Raw genomic sequence first — 18,599 nt, forward strand, 5'->3', positions numbered from 1 at the left:
GTGGGGGGTGGGAGGTGGGGGAGGGGCTGGGGGAGATTGCCGTCAGGGAGCGCGTTGCGGCTTCTGAGGGTCAGCGAACGGCGCTTCACCGGAGGCCGCGGCACCGAGCGCGATACTCTCCTCGACCTCCGCCGTCCGGGCGAGGGTCTCCCGCCGCTCCCTGTCGAGCTCGTCGGCCTGCATCTCGTCGGATTCCATGAGCTTGACCAGGTCGCTGTTGGCCATGTCCAGCACGCCCATGTCGTCGTAGGCGTCCCGGACGGCCTGGCTCCACAGGCCGATGTCCTTTACGCAGGGCACGATCCGCGCGAAGAGGAGTGACCGGAAGGCGCGCATCCGCGGCCCCCGGTTCATGTACTCCATGCACTCCTTCATGTCGAAGCCGAGGTTTTCCCACACCTCCTGCATGCGAAAGCGGTCCCGCATCAGATGGCAGCCTTCGATGACGAACTCTTCACGCTCGGCTATCTCTTTGCTCGACAGTTCGGCGTAGTAGTCACGCAGCGCCAGCCTGCCGAAGGCCACATGACGTGCTTCGTCCTGCATCACATACGCCAGGATCTGCTTGGGCAGTGGTTTGTTGGTCCGGTCACGCAGAATCCCGAAGGCCGCCAGAGCGAGTCCCTCGATGAGTACCTGCATACCCAGGTAGGGCATGTCCCAGCGTGCATCGTTGAGGGCGTCTTCCAAAAGGGACTTGAGATGTGGATTGATCGGATAGGACAGGCCGATCTTCTCGTTGAGGAAGCGTGTGAATATCTCGGCATGCCTGGCCTCGTCCATCACCTGAGTGGCGGCATAGAATTTGGAGTCGATGTCGGGGACCGACTGGACGATGCGCGCGGAGCAGATCATCGCGCCCTGTTCGCCGTGCAGGAACTGGCTGAACTCCCAGGCCGCCATGTGTTGGCGCATTTCCCGGCGCTCTCGCTCGTTCAGCTTCTCGTACTGCCGCGACCCGTACAACGCCAGTGTCTTCTCAGGGGTGCCCAGCGCGTCGTACGGATCCACCTCAAGTGCCCAGTCGATGCGCTGAGCACTGTCCCACTGCTTGTTCTTGCCCTTCTGGTAGAGACTGAGCAGTCGTTCGCGCCCCGAGTCGTAGTCCCAGGTGAAGAAGTTGTCGCCGGCTGCGGGAAACGTCCAACTCGCGTTCCCCGGCGTCCCGGCGGTGACGTTGGTGGCGTTCATGACCAGCCCTCCGTGTTCGGGTTTCTTCTTGTGGCCTCGCTCAGGTGCGCGGTGGGGCGAGGACGGGAAGGACGCCGGGCAGCACCTCGATCGTGTAGCGGTCGGCGCCGACGGCGGGGAGTTCACCGTCGTGCTCGAATGTCAGGGGTTCGCCGTCGGTGCGTTCGAGGGTGATACGGCGACCCCGGGCATAGACGGATTCGGGGCGCTCCAGATGGCTGCCGTCGGCCGTCAGGCCGGGGAGCGACGCGGGGTCCAGCTCACCACCAACGACACACACGTCCAACAGGCCGTCGTCGAGTTCGGAACGCGGCAGCACCTTGAACTGACCGCCGCGATAGCGGCCTCCGCCGACGTTGGCAAGGACCGCCGTACCCTCGTGGACGATCACTCCGTCGACGGTCACTCGGCCCGGATACGGCCGGAAGGTCCGCAGAGTCTGCGCCACTGCCTGCCGATAGCGCTCCCGGCCCGTCACTTCCGGAAGCCGGCCCGCGGTCACCAGGGCTTCCGCGACGAGACCGGAGCATGCCCCGAGCAGCACCAAGGTGTCCAGCTCTACGATCTGTGCCATGTCGATCCGGCGTACCCGGGGGTGCTCCGTCGCGAGTGCGGCCTCCAACGCCTGTTGCCAGGGGCGGTCCGACCAGATCTCACGGTAGAACGAATTGCCGGTTCCGGCGGGGAGATTGATCACGGCGGTGCTGTCCGTGCCCGTGCCGTGCGGGTTCTGCGACCGGGCGCGGGCGATTCCGGAAGCCACGTCACGCGCGGTGCCGTCGCCGCCCAGGACCACGACCACGTCGATACCGTTCGCGCAGGCCTTCGCGGCCGCGTTCTCCGCCTCGCCGCGGTCCTGTGCCATCACCAGACTCAGGTCGTCCACAGAGGAGCTACAGCGGCGCGTCACCCCCTCGACGAGGGATGCGTCCACAGTGCCCGCCGCCGGGTTCACGATGACCAGTGCCGTCCGGGCCCATCGAGGTGCGGCCATGTCACCACTCTCTTCCCTCGCCGTAGAACCCTCGGGCAGAAACCCTCGCAGCCGGCACTGGCACGCCGCTGACACCGTGGTGCCAGTGCCTGTTCACCTGGTCAGTGGGGGGAGGAGCGGAGCAACAGGGCCTCGCCGAGGCCGGCTTCACCACAGATGCCGGCCGCCCCCAGACCGCCGCCGCGGCGCCGCAGGGAGTGCGCGAGGTGCAGCACGATGCGTGCCCCAGAGGTGCTGGTCGGATGCCCGAGAGCGATGGCGCCACCGTGCGGATTGATCCGGTTCATGCCCGTGCACAGCACGCTCATCGCCTGGACCACCACGGCCGCGAGCGACTCGTTGACCTCGATGAGGTTGAGGTCGCGCACCTTCAGGTCGAGTGGGGCGAGAGCCTTGCGGATGGCCAGCGAAGGCTGCAGGTGCAGGCCGTCCGCCCGGCCCGACACCGCACCGTGCCCGACGATCTCGGCGAGCCAGTCCAGGCCCCGTGCCACGGCCAGGGAGCGGCGCATCAGCACCACGGCCGCCGCCCCGTCGGCGGCGGACGAGGTGTTGGCGGCCGTGACCGTCCCGTTCGGGAAGTACAGGGGTTCGGCCGCGGCCAGCGTCCCGGCGTCGAAGTCATGACGGATGCCCTCGTCGCTGCCGACGAAGCCTCCGCCGATGTGGTCGGGCAGCGCGACCGGCGCGATCTCCTCGCGGAAGAGGCCCTCCAGCTGGGCGTTGGCGGCGCGCTCGTGGGACAGCGCGGCGACCTCGTCCTGGGCGCGCCGGTCCAGCTTCAGCGGCCGACGGCGGGGGAGCCGCAAGCGGGGTGCCGTACGCTCGCCCTGGTCCCGCCGGGAGGCGGTCATGGATTCCATGCCGCTGGCGACGACGATGTCACAGGTGCCGGAGCGGATGAGCCGGTCTGCCATGGCGATGGCGTTCAGCCCGGACAGGGACATTTTTCCGATGACGAGTAAAGGCACCCTGGGAGGGATGCCCGCACCCGTCACCGCCGCGCGAGCCGAGCGGTGGTCGCCGGCGTCGATCGCCGAGTGCCCCAAGAGGACCTGATCGACCTCGTCGCCCCGCACCTTTGCACGTTCCAAGGCGGCTCGCATGGCCACCGCGCCCAACTGTGCGGCCGACAGTGCCTGCAGGCAGCCGAACGGGCGTCCCAGAGGTGTGCGGGCACCTGCGAGGACAACTGATTCGAACACTGTGGATTCCCTCCCTGGGGTATTCCGGGCGGTTGGCAACGGTTCGCACGGCAGCGTGCGCGCGGCCGGGAGCGATCTGGTCAGGGGGACCCTGGCGCGATTCCCGACGCTTGCGCTAGTGAGTTCCCGGCATCAACTCCCTGCCATCAACGCGCCGTCCCGCACAGGAGGTTGGTGACCGAAATCTGCCAGACAGTGCCGTGCGGGGCCCGCCAGGATTGCCTGGCTCCGACACATCTCGGAACCGGTGCGGCGCATGCCTCCGGTGTCGGATCGCCGGCGTCACGGCAGCAGTGGTCGCCTGCTCGAAATTTCTTCTGGAGGATATTGGCGATGCTCGACATGAAGCCCACCTGCGAAACGTGCGGCACGGCGCTCGCGCCCGGGGACCCGGCGATGATCTGCAGCTACGAGTGCACTTTCTGCGTCTCCTGCGCGGACAGTTCCGGCAACCAGTGCCCCAACTGCAAGGGCGAGTTGCGGGCCCGCCCCCGGCGAGCCACGGAGCAGAGCGCGTGAGCGGGGCCGAAGGGGCCGCGCGGCAGCCCGGCTATCCGACGATCGCCGTGCTCGCGTGCGGCGCCATGTTCTTGGCGATCCTCGACTCCACGATCGCCAACCTGGCCGTCTCCGACATGCACAAGACCTTCCAGGGGGCATCGATCACCGACTTCTCCTGGGTCATCACGCTGTACGCCATCTTCTTCGCGGCGCTGCTGGCACCGGCCGGACGACTCGCGGACGCGGTCGGGCGGCGGGCGCTGTACACCATGGGCGTCGGCGTCTTCACCGCGGCGTCCCTGCTGTGTGCCATCGCGCCGTATCTGCCCTTCCTCCTGACCTCCCGTGCGGTCCAGGGCGCGGGCGCGGCGGCGATGATCCCCGCGTCGCTGGCCGTGATCCTTTTCGACACACCGCCGGCGCGCCGGATGGCGGCCATCGGTCTGTGGAGTGCGGCCGGGTCCGCCGCTGCCGCGATCGGCCCCAGCCTTGGCGGCGTGCTCATCGACGCGTTCGGCTGGCGCACGGTCTTCCTGATCAATGTGCCGATCGGGATCGCGCTGACGATCGGGGTCCGTGCCATCCGGCGATCCGCGACGGACACCGGACGTATCCCCGACGTGGCGGGGACTCTCGCGCTGGCGATCGGCATGGGAGGTGTGGTCCTTGGCGTGACGCAGGGCTCGGACTGGGGATGGAGCGCCTACCGGACGCTCGGGTGCCTGCTGGCCGGCGCCGCCGTGCTCGCTTACGGCGTGCTGCGGGCTCGTACGCAGCCCGTTCCGGCGATCGACACCACGTTGTGGCGCAGCCGCACCTTCTCCCTGGCGAACGTCGTGTCGTTCTTCTATGGCGCGGCGCTTTACGCCTGGCTGTTGTGCGGGGTGCTGTACCTCGTGAACGTCTGGCGCTATTCGGAACTGAAGGCCGGCTTCGTGCTGAGCCCGGGCGCCGTCTTCTCGGCGATCGCGGCCGTCGGCATCGGCCGGCTGCTCGGCAGGCGCGCCGGCCCGCGGCTGATGGTGGTCGGTGGCTGTCTGCTCATCGTGGCGATCGGGATCTGGCTGGTCGCTGTGCTGCCCGCCGAGCCGCATCTGGTGGACCTCTGGCTGCCGACGACCGTCCTGTCGGGCTTCGGTATGGGCGCGGTCAGCACGGGCGTATCGACGGCGGCGGCCCTGTCGGTGGCCCCCGAGCAGTTCGCCGGTGCCACTGGGCTCAACATGGCGGCGCGGCAAATGGGCGGAGCGCTCGGGATCGCGGTGCTGGCCTCGGTCCTCGCCGGTGCGGACACATCGGGCACCACCGCGTACGTCCATGTCCTGCTGTTCTCGACGGTGGCGGCGGCGATGGCCGGCCTCGCCGGGCTCGGTCTGTCCCTCAAGCCCAGGCCCCGGCCGTCGGCCCCCGTCACCGCCGCCCCGACCGAGTCCGCCGCCGCGGCGGGCGGCGAGGCCTGACCGTCACCCTGTGCCACCTGCCGAACCCCGGCCAGTGCAGGGACCCGACCCAGCGAGGAACGGTGCGCCGAAAGAAGGTCCCCCTGACCCGAGACCCCACCTCTGAGGAGCTGGAAGCATGCCGACGGCACCAGGGAAACTGGCACAGGGAGTCTTCGATCCCGAGCATCGCGCGAATCCGTATCCGCTCTACGCAGCGGTGCGCGAGGCCGATCCGGTCCACTCGATGGGACCCCGGATCTACCTGGCGTCGCATCACGCGAACTGCAACAAGGTGCTCAGCGACCCATTCTGGGGCCACGGCTACGGTGACCGGATCAGCCCCTTCAGGCCGGGGGTGGGGCGGGACGACGTGCCTGGTTCGCTGCTCGGTATGGATCCGCCGGACCACACCCGGCTCCACCGGCTGATCAGCAAGGCCTTCAAACCGCACAGGATCGAAGCCATGCGCGCGCACCGAACGGATCGTGGCCGAGTTGCTCGACGCCGCGCTCGACGCCAACGAGATCGATCTGGTCGAGTCGTTCAACAGCCCGCTGCCGCTGCGGCTGGTGTGCGAGCTGATCGGTGTGCCCACGGCCGACATGTTGCTGTTCCGGAAGTGGTCGGCGGCGATCGTGCGCGGAGTTGATCCGGACTACCTGCTCAGTCCGCAGGAGATCACGGCGCGCTACGAAGCCGAGGAGGCGTTCGAGCGGTACTTCGAGGTCCTGGCCGAGGACAGGCGTGTGCACCACCGGGGAGACCTGCTCAGCGACCTGGTCGCCGCCAGGGAGAACAACGACGTACTCTCGGATCACGAGCTGCACGAGATCGGCGCGATGCTGATGATCGCCGGTCACGAGACCACGGTCAACGCGCTCGGCACCATGCTGATCGCACTGCACCGCAACCCCCGCCAGCTCGAGCTCCTCAAGACGGACCCCGACCTCGTGCCGGCGGTGGTCGAGGAGGCGTTGCGCTACGACCCTCCGATCCAGTTCACCTCGCGCGTAGCGCTGCAGGACCGGGAACTCGACGGCCGCACCTTCGAGCGGGGCGACGGCATCATCTTGATGGTCGGCGCGGCGAACCGTGACCCGGCCGCCTTCCCGGACCCCGACACATTCGAGATCGCGCGCTATGTGGACCGTCCACGGAGCGCACCTCGCCACCTCACCTTCAGCAACGGCCCGCATCGCTGCCTGGGGGCACAACTGGCCCGGATGGAGATGGACATCGCTCTGCGCGCCCTGCTCGTCCGGGCCCCGCACCTGGAGCTGCTCACCGACGAGCCGCCCTACCGGGACCTGTACCTCTTCCGCGGGCCGCTGCGCCTGCCCGTCCGGATGCGTCCCTGACACGCCGATGTTGATGTCGGTTTCTCGCTGGCATTGCCCCTGTGCCGCAGCCCATGGTGGACAGATGATGGACGAGGAGCACTATTACCGGGCCGCTCTGAGCAACGACAGCCGATTCGACGGCCGGTTGTACATCGGAGTGGCCAGTACGGGCATCTACTGCCGCCCGACGTGCCCGGCCATGACTCCCAAACGTGTCAACATGCGGTTCTACCGGACGGCGGCCGCCGCGCAGGCCGCCGGATTCCGCGCCTGCAAGCGCTGCCGGCCCGATGCGGCCCCCGGGTCGCCGGAGTGGAACAGCCGCGCCGACCTGGTCGGCCGTGCCATGCGTCTGATCGCCGACGGGCTGGTGGACCGGGAGGGCGTCAGCGGTCTGGCCGCCCGGCTGAACTACAGCGAGCGCCAGCTTCAGCGGCAACTCGTGGCCGAGGTCGGCGCCGGCCCGCTCGCGCTCGCCCGCGCCCAACGGGCACGAACGGCGCAACTTCTTCTGGAGACCACCGACCTGCACGTCAGCGAGGTGGCCTTCGCCGCCGGGTATTCCAGCATCCGGCAGTTCAACGACAACATCCGGGCGGTGTTCTCGATGCCCCCGACGGAGTTGCGAGCCCGTGCCGCTCAGCGCCGGCCACGCACGGGATCACCCTCGCAGCCGTGGGGCAACGGAATCCGGATCCAGTTGCCGTTCCGCACCCCGCTGGACCTGCGAGCGCTGTTGGAGCAGCTCGGCGAGCAGGCCGTACCGGGCATCGAGGAGTACACCGACGGCGTCTACCACAGGGCGCTGTCTCTGCCGCACGGCACTGCCGTCGCCAGCCTCTCCTGTGTGGTCGGCAAGCCCGCGGGCAAGACCGTGCAGCCTCCGGGCCGTGGCTTCGTGGAGTGCGAGTTGCATCTTCAGGACCTGCGCGACATGACGGCGGCCGTCCAGCGGTGCCGCGACCTTCTCGATCTGGACGCGGACCCCCAGGCCGTCGACGAGGTACTCGTGCGGGATCCGCTGCTCGCCCCGCTCGTCGCCCGCATGCCCGGCCGCAGGGTGCCCGGCTCCGTGGACCCGGCGGAGTGCGCTGTCCGGGCGGTGCTCGCCCAGGACGCCGGACCCGAGCAGGCGAAGAGCGACGCGGCGCTGCTCGTTGCCCGTTACGGTAAGCCGCTGATCAGGGAGGTCGGTGAGGTCACGCACACGTTTCCGGCGATCGAGACGCTCGCGCAGCTCACGCCGCACGAACTGGCGGGCACACCTGAGCGGGGGAACTGCGTGAAGGCGCTCGCCACCGCCCTGGCCGGCGAGGACCTGGTCCTGGGCGTCGGCGTGGACCGGGACGAGGCCACCAGGAAGCTGCTCAAGGTCGACGGCGTCAGGCCGCGGACGGGTGCCCTCATCAGAATGCGGGCGCTGGGAGACCCGGACGTCCTCGTGCCGGCGGAACTGGGGCCGCACGACACGTCCGACCAGCCCTTCGGTGGCCTGGAAGTGGCCGCGACCGACAACCGCGCCGAAGCCTGGCGGCCCTGGCGCTCGTATGCCGTGCAGCATCTTTGGGCCGCGACGGGGACGGCATGTTGAACCACCGGGACCACGGCGGAGCGGCGCGCCGGTGGTCTCCCTCAGCCTCGGGAGCAGCTGCGTCTTCCGCTTCGGGAACAACGAGACGCGCACCCGCCTCCGGCAGGGCCTGATCCTGCGTGGCGACCGGGTGAGTGTCACCTGCGCGGGACCGGCCTTGTCGCCACCCCCGACGCGGCGTTCCGGCTGACGGGCACACACACCAGGGGTATGTCAGCCTCATCTCAGAGTCGGCTGACACGGTGGGGAGAACGAGAGCCGCTGTGGTGCGACGGAGCCTGTGACAGTGCACCGGCATCGCGTGGCCGCATCCGCTGATCCCCCATGAGAAGCATCCCTCCCCGGTACCGGCGAAAGGTCTGCTGCCCGTGTCTGCTCAGCCACCGCACCTGACGTATCCGGTCCAGCGAGCAACGGTCACCGATCCACCGAAGGAGTACGCGCGGCTCCAGAAGGAGGCGCCGGTGTGCCCCATCACCCTGGCCACGGGATTCCCGGCGTTGTTCGTCACCGCGTACGACGACGTCAAAACCGTGCTGTCCGATCCGCGCTTCAGCCGCGACGCGCTGTTCGAGCCCGGTGCCCCGCGCGCACAGCTGGCCGAGCCCGACCAGGACAGCATCATCAGCATCGATCCGCCGCGGCACTCCCGACTGCGCGGCCTCATCAACCGGGAGTTCAGCCGGCGCCGGGTCGAGGGCATGCGATCTGAGATCGAGCAGCATGTGTCCAAGCTCCTCGACGCGATGGAGACCAAGGGACCGCCGGGCGATCTGAACGAACTGCTGGGGCGGCCGCTGGCCTTGCAGGTCATCTGCGACCTGCTGGGAGTGCCCTACGCCGACCACATCAGGTTCGGCCGATGGTGCGACCACTTCATGTCGTACGCGAAGTACCCGCTGACGGAAGTCGGCCGGGCCAACACCGAGATGCGTACGTATCTGGCCGATCTGGTCGAGGCCAAACGGCAGGACCCCGATGAGGACCTGCTGAGCGCCCTCGTGCACGCTCGGGACAGTGAGGGAGCGCTGACGGAGAACGAGCTGGTGAGCCTCGGCGTGATCCTGCTTCTCGCGGGCCACGACACCACGGTGACCGCGCTGGGCGGTGGTGTGATCACGCTGTTGCGCAACCCGGAGACGCTCGCAGAGCTGCGCCGCGATCCCTCACTGATCCCACGGGCCATCGAGGAACTGCTGCGGCTGAACGAGCCCGGCGACGGCTCGTTCCTGCGTATCGCGACCGAGGACATCGAACTGCGCGGCGGGCAGGTGGCGGCGGGCAGCGCGGTCGTCGCCTCCATCAGCACGGCGAACCGCGACCCCTCGGTGTTCCCGGAGCCGGAACGGCTCGACATACACCGCGAGAGCAACCCGCACATTGCGTTCGGTTTCGGCACGCATTTCTGCGTCGGATCCTCGCTCGCCCGCATCGAACTGGAGAGCGCGCTGGGCGCACTTCTCCGGCGCTTCCCGGATCTGCGCCTCGCGGTGCCCTTCGAGGATCTGCGCTGGCGCTCGTACGCCCATCTCGGCGGTATCGAGGAGCTACCCGTCACTTGGTAGAGCCGGCCGCCCTCCGCCCAGGTACTTCCCGTCCTACAGCGAGGTCCGATGTTTCTGGATTGGCAGCCCGATCAGTCCAAGGAGTACGACGACATGCTCTCGGCCGTGCGGGAGCGCTTCGATCAGCCGCACCCTCCGGAAGGCGGGCTGCGGGACCTCTGGCGGCACTGCGGTGAGCTGGGGCTGCTGGGGCTCTGCGTGCCGGTCGATCACGGCGGAGGCGGCAGGTCCGCACTGGACACCGCGCATCTGATCGAGGCCTTCGGCCGGGGCTGTGCCGACACCGGACTGGTCTTCGCCGCGAGCGCCCATCAGTTCGCCTGCGCCGTCCCGATCTCGGCCTACGCCCAGGCCGAGGTGCGGCAGCGGTTGTTGCCGGCCCTGTGCGCCGGCACGTTCATCGCCGCCAATGCCATGACGGAGCCCGAGGCGGGCTCGGACATCTCCGCGATGTCCGCCCGAGCGGTGCGCGACGGCGACGGGTATGTGTTGACCGGGGTGAAGTCCTGGGCCAGCAACGCTCCGGAAGCGGATGTCTTCGTCACCTACGCCGTGACAGATCCGAAAGCGGGATTCCTCGGTGTCTCGGCCTTCGTCGTCGAGCGGGACACGGCCGACCTGTTCGTTGACGGGCCGTTCGAGAAAATGGGTCTCGACACGTGCAAGGCCGGATCGGTCCGGTTCGAGGGATGCCGGGTGCCGGCACGCAACCTCCTCGGCGCGGAGGGGGAAGGCAGTGCGATCTTCCAGCACTCGATGGCGTGGGAACGCGCCTGCCTGTTCGCCGGCTACATCGGCCTGATGGACCGGCTGCTCGAACGGTGCGTGGCCCATGCCCGTGAGCGCCGCCAATTCGGCCGCCGTATCGCCGAGTTCCAGGCGGTGTCCCACCGGATCGCCGACATGAAGCTCCGGCTCGAAGCCGGTCGGATGCTGCTCTATCGGGCCTGTTTCCGGCTCGACCGGGACGAGGCCCAGCCCTTGGACAGCGCGCTGTCCAAGCTCGCGATATCGGAGGCTGCCGTCCAGGCGGCAGTCGACGCGATTCAGATCTTCGGATCGCGCGGCTATCTGGTCAGTGAGGGGCTCGAAGGCATCCTGCGAGACGTGATACCCGCAAAGCTCTTTTCCGGGACGTCCGAGATCCAGCATGAACTCATCGCGAAGGGGCTCGGGTTGTGAACCTGGCGTCACTGGTCAGCGACAGCGCGCGCCGTGCCGGCGGCAACCTTGCCGTCGTGGGGCCGGACCACTCGGTCACCTACAGCGAGCTCGACCGGGCCGCGGACACGCTCGCCCACCTGCTCCGGGACAGCGGCGTGCAGCGAACCGAGCGGGTGGTGATCTGGCTGGACAAGTCGGTCACCGCGGTCGCCGTCATGCAGGCGGTGCTGCGTCTTGCCGCCGTCTATGTACCGGTGGACGGTTCGGGGCCGTCGCGGCGGACCGCGCAGATCGCGCGGGGATGCTCCGCGATGGTGATCGTCACCGATTCCCGGCGCGCGGCGGAGCTTCGGGAGTCGGGCGGTGAACTGCCCGAACTCCTGGTGCTCGACGGCCTTCCCGTGGCAGACGGCCGGGATCCGCTGCCCCTGGAACCGGTCGGGCCGGAGGACCTCGCCTACATTCTGTACACGTCCGGTTCGACAGGTGAGCCCAAGGGCGTGTGCATCAGGCAGCGCAACGCCCTGGCGTTCATCGAATGGGCGGCCGCCGAGGTCGGGGCGACGAGCCGGGACCGCTTCGCCAACCACGCCCCGTTCGGCTTCGACCTGTCGGTGCTGGACCTCTACGTGGCCTTCCGGGCCGGCGCGTCCGTACATCTCATCCCGTCGGAGATGGCCTACGCCCCGCAGCAGCTCTGCGAGTTCCTGCTGGCCGAGCGGATCACCATCTGGTACTCGGTGCCTTCGGTCCTCATTCTGATGATCCGGGACGGAGGTCTGTGCGAAGGGACGCGGCCCCCGTGGCTGCGTGTACTGCTCTTCGCCGGTGAACCGTTCGCGGTGGACTACCTGGCCGCGCTGTACCGGCACTTGGAGGGTGTCCGGTTCCTGAATCTGTACGGCCCGACCGAGACCAACGTCTGCACCTTCCACGAGGTGACCGCATCGGACATCGCGGGTGGTGAGGCCGTGCCGATCGGCCGGGCCTGTTCGGGCGACGAGGTGTGGGCGACCACCCCCGACGGGCGGCGAGCCGGTGCGGGCGAGGAGGGCGAACTCGTAGTGGACGGGCCCACCGTGATGGCGGGCTACTGGGGCCGGGGCGCGCATCGGGGCCCCTATCGGACCGGTGACATCGTCCGGGTGCGCGCGGACGGCGGGTTCGAGTACCGCGGCCGGCTCGATCACATGGTCAAGGTGCGCGGACACCGGGTGGAGCTCGGTGAGATCGAGGCGTGTCTGGGCCGGCACCCGGCAGTGGGCGAGGCGGCCGTGCTCGTGGACGGAACCGGCATGGCGGCGCGGATCGTCGCCGTCGTGGTCCCGGTCGGCCCGCCCCCGGGACTGCTGGCACTGAAGCGGCACTGCGCCGAGCGGCTGCCCCGGTACATGATTCCCGACTCGGTCCTGACGGTGGACGAACTGCCGCGCACCCGGAACGGAAAGACCGATCGGCAGGCGCTGCGGGACAACCTGCTCCAGCCGTCGGGCCGCTGAGCTGCATCTCCGAACCCAGGGAAAGGAAAAACCGCTCGTATGGAACTCGCTGCGGTGATGGAAGAAATTGACGCCTACATCCGAAAGGAATTCCTGGACGGGGACTCCTCGGTCGAACTGACTCCCTCTTCCCCGCTCCTTGAATGGGGAATCCTCAACTCCATGAACACGACAAGGCTCGCTTCCTTCGTGCGTGAACGGTACGACGTGACCGTGTCGGCGCAAGCCATGCGCACGAAGAACTTCCGCACGATCGAGAGCGTGGCGCTCATGGTGCTCGAACTGCGGGACGGACCGGCGGTCTGACCGGACGGCTCGGGACTCATTCCACAGAGGGAGTTGACACCTGTGCGCTGGAACGACATCTACATCGCCGGCCTGGGAACCCGTCTGCCATCGCCGGAGCCGGCGGAGGCGGCCGTCTCCGAAGGCCGGTACTCCTCACAGGAGTTCAAGGACAACGAGCTGATATCGGCTCTGGTGAGCGACGGGGAACCGGCCGTCGACATGGCGGCGGCCGCCGGACGGCAGGCGCTGGCCCGCAGCGGCTGTTCCGCCGCCGACATCGCGCTGCTGCTGCACGCCCACACCTACCACCAGGGCGAGGACCTGTGGACACCCGCCACCTACGTCCAGCGGCGGACCGTCGGCGGCGATGCGCCGTCGATCCAGCTGAACCACGCCTGCGACGGCGGAATGGTCTCACTGCACCTGGCGATCCCATATCTGCTTGCGGGGCCGGCAGGGGCGGCGGCACTGCTGACCACGGGCGATCGTTTCTGCCCTCCCGGGTTCGACCGATGGAGCAGTGACATCGGACTGGCCTTCGGGGACGGCGGTACGGCCATGGTGGCAGCCCGTGGCGGCGGCATCGCGCGGATCCTCGCCACCCACTCCTCGTCGGACCCCTACTTCGAAGAGCTGTACCGGGACACCGAACGCGGGTTCACCGACGCTCCTCACCTCGCCGGAACGCCGCTGGATCTGCGCGGCCGCAAGATCCGTTTCGCGCAGCGCGAGGGCGTGGACACCGTGATCGACAGGCTCTCGACGGCTCTCGTCGAGAATGTGCAGCAGGTACTCGACGACGCCGACGTCGGAATGGACCAGATGGCCAAGCTGGTCCTTCCGAACCTCGGAAAGCCATTGCTGAGCTGGCAGTTGCTCGCGCCCCTGAAGATCGACCTGGACCGCACGTTGTGGGAGTTCGGGCGGCGAACCAGTCACATCGGTGCCGGTGACCAGTTCGCGGGGCTGACGTACCTCTTCGAATCGGGTCAGCTGCGGCGCGGAGATCTCGTGCTGCTGGTAGGTGTCGGTATCGGCTACTGCTGGACGACGGCGGTGCTCCAGGTCCAGAGCGTTCCCGACTGGTCGGGGCCGAACGCCGAGACCTTGCGCGTGGTCGGGTGAGGCGACGGATGAGGGGGAGCGTATCCACTGCGGTCATGGGGGAAGTGGACGATCCGAGCTGTCTGACCGAAGCCGAGGCACGAAAGCTGGTGGCGGAGTCCCCCTGGCGTCGCCTGGTCGTGATCGGAGACGGGGCCGCCAAGTGCGCGGGGCAGCCCGTCGCGGGATTCGGCTGCAAGCCCTGGGCGGACCGTGTCGCGGATGTTCTGCGCACGGTCTGTCCGGGGCTGGCGTACATCAATCTGGGCCGGCGCGATCTGCTGGCCGCAGATGTGCGCGCCCGCCAGGTTGCCAAGGCGCTCGCTCTCAAGCCCACCCTCGCGGTGATCGCCTGCGGCGGAACGGACGTGCTCGGCGACTCCTTCGACGCGTACGCCGTCGAGATCGAGCTGAGCCGGATGATCGGGCCACTGCGGGACACCGGGTGCGCGGTGCTGACAATGGGCGTACCGGACATGTCCTCCTCGGAGCCCGCACTGGCGCAGCGCAGGGCCGAAGTACGCTACCGGGTCCGGCTGCTGGCCGAGCGTACCGAGGCGATCTCGTTGCGACACGGAGCGCATTACGTGGACCTTGCCCGTCGGCCGGTGAGTCCCGGACCGAGCCCGTGGAGCTCGAACGCGCCGTATCTCAATGGTCGCGGCCACGCGATCGCGGCCGCAGCGGTGATCCAGAGTCTCGGTGTTCTGGACAAGTGCTCCTGACATGACACCGGGCCGCCGTACAACAGGCCCCGCCTCGGGCTGCTGTACGGCGGCTGCTCAGGCAGATGCGTCGACGGCCCGCGGCGCGGCGAGCCGGTGCCGCGCCATCGCCAGGGCGGAGGCGGCGCGCAGCAGTCGGCTCAACTCGTCCGCGTCGTCCACGCTCAGCTCGCCGTAGGCAGGGGCCGCCATCCGGTCGGTCAACTCCTCGGCCGCCGCCCGACGGGCGCGGGTCTCCCCGTCGATGAGGGGGTAGGGGCGCTCCCAGCCCAGGAACTCGGCACGCGCGAGCCCGTTGTCCCGGGTGAGCGTGGCCTCCAGCGGAGTCATCCCGGTGGCCAGCACCGCCGAGAGATGCAGGCCGCCACGGTGTTCTCGCAGCACATGGGCCAGTTGTGCCACCCGGGCAGGGGCGTCCTCGGGGCGGTCGACGTCCCGCCAGCCCGCGAACAGCGGGATGCCCGGGACGTCCGCCCGGTCGGCGACGATCTCCAGGAGCTCGGCGAGTCGGGCGGCGGACGAGAAGCCCGCCAGACAACGGCGTCCCCAGGCGCGGCAGGATTCCGCGTAACGGGCCGTGATCTCCGGCGCATAGGCGGAACCCCGGCAGTGCCGACGGACGAATTCCAACGGGAAGAAGCCGAAGACCGCGGCGGTGACGTCCGGGCTCACCGGACCCAGGACACCGCCCCGCCCCCGGAAGTAGTACCCGAAACGGGACATGCCCATGTCCGCGGCGGCCTGCCGGGCCTCGGGGCTCTTCATGAAGGACCCGCCGAGGCTGCGCACGTCGTCCTTGGTCGCAGCCACGTACTTGTGCGAACCGGACATCACAGGGCCTCTCGTGGGCAGTTGTGGTCGCTGGTGTGTGAGACGCCGGCCTGTTCAGCGGGCCTGCAGGTGTCCCGCAAGACTCCGCACGATCTCGGCGCACAGGATGGCCTGGCCCCGCGCGTTGAGATGCAGGCCGTCGGAGCTGTAGATGTCCTCGGTGCCGGCGGGGTGCTTCGGGAGGTCCACATGGACGGCGCCCAGCCGTGCCGCCACCTGCTTGGTCCGCTCCGACCAGGCGGCGATGCGCTCGCTCATCGGCTTGCGGTACCGCTCGTCGACGTAGGGAGACACCGTGATGTCGAACAGGCCCGATGTCAGGACCGTGCAGCCGGCATCTCGCAACGGTGCGATGATGAGCGTCAGTTCGCTCTCGACCGCGTCGATGTCGAAGTGCCGCTGCAACATGTCGTTGCCTCCGCAGAACACGATGGCCAGGTCCGGCCGGAACTCCAGCGCGGGCGCCAGCTGTGTCTCGCGCACCTGAGCGGCGAAGAGGTTCCGCAGGCCCAGATTGACGGATTCGAGGTCCGGCCGAACGGCCCGCAGCTCCTGGACGAAGCGCTCACTCCACGGAAGGCAGCGGTACCCCTCGAACGCCTCGGTGACGCCCTCGGCGCCGCTGTCTCCCACTACGGCGAGACGCTTCCACGGAGCGTCGGCCAGTGCGCGAGCGGTCTCGCCCGGCGACAGCAGATAGGGGTCGTTGGCTTCGGCCGCGTATGTCGCTGTGTCTGTCATGTCGGACTCCTCCAGGGACTCCATGAGAGAGATCAACGATGCCAGCCCGCCCGCGGTTGGGCTGGCGAGATTCCGTCGCCATCCTCCGCCGCCATTTCGGCGGTCGGGGCGTCATGCCGCCCCGGCAGTCGCCGCCACCCGCGGGCCACCGCGTACCTCACCAGTTCGGGGTCGTCGCCCACCACGACCGGGTGCCCGACGGCCAGCAGCATGGGCAGGTCGGATGCGTGGTCGCCATAGGCACTGCATTCGGCGGGAGCGATCCCCTGCCCGTCCAGGACGGCCTGGATGGCATCGGCTTTGTCCTGGCCCAGCATGAGCGTGATCACTCGTCCGGTGTGGACGCCGTCGATCGTTTCGAGCCGGGTGCCCAGCACCGTCGAGGCCCCCAGCCAGTCGGCCAGCGGATCGAGACAGGGTGCGAAGGAACCGGACACCAGCACGGTCAGATCGCCGAGACGGCGGTGTCCACGAAACGCCCGCAGGCTCCCGGGCAGGAACAGATCTCCCGCACGTTGCTCGCGCCGGAACCACGAGCGGCCCTGGGCGGACAGGTCCGCGGCGCGCTGCCCCGCATAGACGCGGTAGTAGGCGCGCGTGACGTGCTCTCTGGACGCGCCGGCGGCGACGAGGCCGCGCAGCTCGGCGACCATCGCGGAGTAGGCCGCCGGCGGGCTGCCGATCGCCGCGAGGTGGTACTCGAGGAACCGGAACATGCTCTTCACGGCGATCAGGGTTTCGTCGACGTCGAAGAAGGCCGCTTTTGTGTATGGGCGCCCCGCCATGGAAGGAGTCCTCTCATCGATGGTCACCGGCTCAGCACCGCCCGTATCACCGCGTCGAGTTCGGCCGCGCCCAGCGACGCCGTGTGCTGCAGTGACTCCATGGCGTCCGCCGGTGCCCCGGTGGCCGCGAGCTTGTCCAGAGCGATCTTGCGGTGGTTTCGCCGGGTCTCGGCCCCGGCCGAGCCGACGGCGTGTGCGCGCTCCGAACGGAGTCTGCGGCTGCCCCGCAGGACGACTTCGACCCGGGAGCCGATCGCCTTCGTGGCGTGCTCGAAGGTGGCGCTCGGGTTCCCCTTCGGGAAGAGTCCGGGCGGGGTCCTCCCACCGGAGAACGCGGCGAACCATTCCTCCGCACGCTCCCCGGCCTGTCGCAGCGCCTCACCCAGGGGGGCTGTAGCGCTCAACAGACCACGGCTCAGCTCAGGGTCGTACTCCAGCCGGACCTTCGCCGCCAGCGCCCATCGCACGGGATCGCCGACGGCCGGCTCGGCGAGGTCGGCGGTCGTCATTGCGCCCGTGAGCAGCGCGGTCGCCACGTTGTAGGCGACGGACAGATTGAGCGCCAGGATCGCGGAGCGCTCACGGTCGAGATAGGGCAGTGCCTCGCGGTCCATCACCATGGTCAGTCGCGCGGCATGCACCACGATCTCGTCGATGTCGTCGATCTCCACGGGGGTGAGCAGATGATGCAACTCGGAGGCGCAGTCGATGGCCGCGTCGACGTACGCACCGGCCGGATGCACCTTGAACGACAGCGTTTCGGTGTGCCAACGGGTGCCGAGTCCGGCCGTGACCACCTCGGGCGTGGGCACCTCGGAGACCTTGGCCAGCAGGCCGCCGGGATGTTCCAGGATGTCCTCGGCTCCGGTCAGGCCGGCGGCGGCCGCTCTGCAGGCGTCCAGGCCGACACGTACCGGTACGGACGCGGAGAGGACCTTGGCGTCACTGCCCAGGAAAGCGCGCCGCAAGGACCATGGCGGAGCGGCCAGGGCCAGCCCCCAGGCGTCGGTCCACTGACCCACCGGCGCTCCCGCGCCGTGCGACTTCGCCGCCACGGCGCCCACCAGCTGGGCGTGCGCGGCGGTCTGACCACGGAACGGTCCCAGGGTGCTCGCCGCGGTCACCCTGGCGGCACACTCGTTGGCGGCGACCATCGCGGTGAGCAGCTGCTCACCCGTCAGCCGCTGTTCACGACAGAAGGCCAAGGGCACGCCGACGGTCGAGTGCGACACGTGGCCCACGTACATGCTGTCTTCGTAGTAGAGGCAGGAGGAGAGCGCCGCCAGGACGTAGGCGGCCTGATCGGGGCAGTCCCCGGTCGGCGGCCCGAACGCCTTGATCAGCTTCTGGCCCAGCGGGTGTGCCATGCCGGCCCGGACGACGGCGAGGTGCGAGATCAGTTGGCTGGTCGCGTAAGCGCTGATCCGGCCGGGCAGGTCGCTGTGGCGCAGACCGGATGCCCAGCGTGCCAGGGCCATGGTCAGTGAGCCTTCGAGCGGTGCGGCGTCGGCATGCGGACCAGGGGCGGTCTCGCCCCGGTCCGTCTCAGTGTGCTGAGTGTGAAGTCCTGGTCCAGCGTCGACCCTTGGCATTCGTGGCAACCTCACGCCTGTGTCTGTCGTGGTGAGCGTCA

At 69.0% G+C, this 18,599-nt stretch carries 17 protein-coding genes and 1 pseudogene; 11 read left to right on the top strand and 7 right to left on the bottom strand.

Annotation, left to right across the window (positions count from 1 at the left end; all coding sequences use genetic code 11):
* Positions 1-42: 42 nt before the first annotated feature.
* The 3 genes from AAW14_RS35910 to AAW14_RS35920 form a co-directional block, all read right to left on the bottom strand.
* Positions 43-1,191: a ferritin-like domain-containing protein gene (locus tag AAW14_RS35910; protein WP_265568643.1), complete on the bottom strand. Its 1,149-nt coding sequence runs from the start codon at positions 1,189-1,191 to the stop codon at positions 43-45.
* 40 nt (positions 1,192-1,231) lie between these two features.
* Entirely contained in the window at positions 1,232-2,185 is a 954-nt protein-coding gene (locus AAW14_RS35915) for a diacylglycerol/lipid kinase family protein (RefSeq protein ID WP_265568644.1), read from the bottom strand.
* A gap of 101 nt (positions 2,186-2,286) precedes the next feature.
* Complete coding sequence (locus AAW14_RS35920) at positions 2,287-3,390, bottom strand: acetyl-CoA C-acyltransferase (RefSeq protein WP_265568645.1); 1,104 nt, start codon at positions 3,388-3,390, stop codon at positions 2,287-2,289.
* A gap of 333 nt (positions 3,391-3,723) precedes the next feature.
* Between AAW14_RS35920 and AAW14_RS35925 the strand changes: the two genes are divergently transcribed.
* The 11 genes and pseudogenes from AAW14_RS35925 to AAW14_RS35975 all read left to right on the top strand — a co-directional run bounded on the left by AAW14_RS35925 (position 3,724) and on the right by AAW14_RS35975 (position 14,609).
* Complete coding sequence (locus AAW14_RS35925) at positions 3,724-3,909, top strand: DUF1272 domain-containing protein (protein ID WP_265568646.1); 186 nt, start codon at positions 3,724-3,726, stop codon at positions 3,907-3,909.
* A complete protein-coding gene (locus AAW14_RS35930) occupies positions 3,906-5,351 on the top strand; it encodes an MFS transporter (protein WP_265568647.1) in 1,446 nt (481 codons plus the stop codon). The genes AAW14_RS35925 and AAW14_RS35930 overlap by 4 nt, the downstream gene beginning before the upstream one ends.
* Before the next feature lie 467 nt (positions 5,352-5,818).
* The gene (locus tag AAW14_RS35935) at positions 5,819-6,691 is read left to right on the top strand and encodes a cytochrome P450 (RefSeq protein ID WP_265568648.1); all 873 of its coding nucleotides are present in this window, start codon (positions 5,819-5,821) and stop codon (positions 6,689-6,691) included.
* A gap of 64 nt (positions 6,692-6,755) precedes the next feature.
* Positions 6,756-8,264, top strand: coding sequence for a DNA-3-methyladenine glycosylase 2 family protein (locus AAW14_RS35940; RefSeq protein ID WP_265568649.1), 1,509 nt, complete (start codon positions 6,756-6,758; stop codon positions 8,262-8,264).
* Between the two features lie 16 nt (positions 8,265-8,280).
* Positions 8,281-8,361: pseudogene (locus AAW14_RS35945) on the top strand (alpha-ketoglutarate-dependent dioxygenase AlkB); the annotation flags it as partial.
* A gap of 271 nt (positions 8,362-8,632) precedes the next feature.
* Positions 8,633-9,829 carry a cytochrome P450 gene (locus AAW14_RS35950; protein WP_265568650.1) on the top strand — a complete coding sequence of 399 codons (1,197 nt, stop codon included), beginning with the start codon at positions 8,633-8,635 and terminating at the stop codon, positions 9,827-9,829.
* Between the two features lie 93 nt (positions 9,830-9,922).
* A complete protein-coding gene (locus AAW14_RS35955; protein ID WP_265568651.1) occupies positions 9,923-11,011 on the top strand; it encodes an acyl-CoA dehydrogenase family protein in 1,089 nt (362 codons plus the stop codon).
* Complete coding sequence (locus tag AAW14_RS35960) at positions 11,008-12,492, top strand: amino acid adenylation domain-containing protein (RefSeq protein ID WP_265568652.1); 1,485 nt, start codon at positions 11,008-11,010, stop codon at positions 12,490-12,492. The genes AAW14_RS35955 and AAW14_RS35960 overlap by 4 nt, the downstream gene beginning before the upstream one ends.
* 39 nt (positions 12,493-12,531) lie before the next feature.
* Entirely contained in the window at positions 12,532-12,798 is a 267-nt protein-coding gene (locus AAW14_RS35965) for an acyl carrier protein (RefSeq protein ID WP_265568653.1), read from the top strand.
* Positions 12,799-12,840: 42 nt separating this feature from the next.
* Entirely contained in the window at positions 12,841-13,905 is a 1,065-nt protein-coding gene (locus AAW14_RS35970; protein ID WP_265568654.1) for a ketoacyl-ACP synthase III family protein, read from the top strand.
* A 35-nt stretch (positions 13,906-13,940) separates the two neighbouring features.
* A complete protein-coding gene (locus tag AAW14_RS35975) occupies positions 13,941-14,609 on the top strand; it encodes an SGNH/GDSL hydrolase family protein (protein ID WP_265568655.1) in 669 nt (222 codons plus the stop codon).
* Positions 14,610-14,666: 57 nt separating this feature from the next.
* Here the strand turns inward: AAW14_RS35975 and AAW14_RS35980 are convergent, their stop codons facing one another.
* From AAW14_RS35980 to AAW14_RS35995, 4 genes are read right to left on the bottom strand one after another with little or no spacing between them, the layout of a single operon-like run.
* On the bottom strand, positions 14,667-15,440 hold the full coding sequence (locus AAW14_RS35980) for an SCO6745 family protein (RefSeq protein WP_265568656.1): 774 nt from the start codon (positions 15,438-15,440) through the stop codon (positions 14,667-14,669).
* A 54-nt stretch (positions 15,441-15,494) separates the two neighbouring features.
* Positions 15,495-16,181, bottom strand: a complete 687-nt coding sequence (locus AAW14_RS35985) for an SGNH/GDSL hydrolase family protein (RefSeq protein WP_265568657.1) — start codon at positions 16,179-16,181, stop codon at positions 15,495-15,497.
* Positions 16,182-16,213: 32 nt separating this feature from the next.
* The gene (locus AAW14_RS35990) at positions 16,214-16,993 is read right to left on the bottom strand and encodes an HAD family hydrolase (protein WP_265568658.1); all 780 of its coding nucleotides are present in this window, start codon (positions 16,991-16,993) and stop codon (positions 16,214-16,216) included.
* Positions 16,990-18,444 carry an MmgE/PrpD family protein gene (locus tag AAW14_RS35995; protein ID WP_265568659.1) on the bottom strand — a complete coding sequence of 485 codons (1,455 nt, stop codon included), beginning with the start codon at positions 18,442-18,444 and terminating at the stop codon, positions 16,990-16,992. Before AAW14_RS35995 ends, AAW14_RS35990 begins: the two co-directional genes overlap by 4 nt.
* Between the last annotated feature and the right edge of the window lie 155 nt (positions 18,445-18,599).

Origin of the sequence: Streptomyces hygroscopicus (genome assembly GCF_026168105.1) — a bacterium.
In the GTDB taxonomy this organism is placed as follows: domain Bacteria; phylum Actinomycetota; class Actinomycetes; order Streptomycetales; family Streptomycetaceae; genus Streptomyces; species Streptomyces hygroscopicus_D.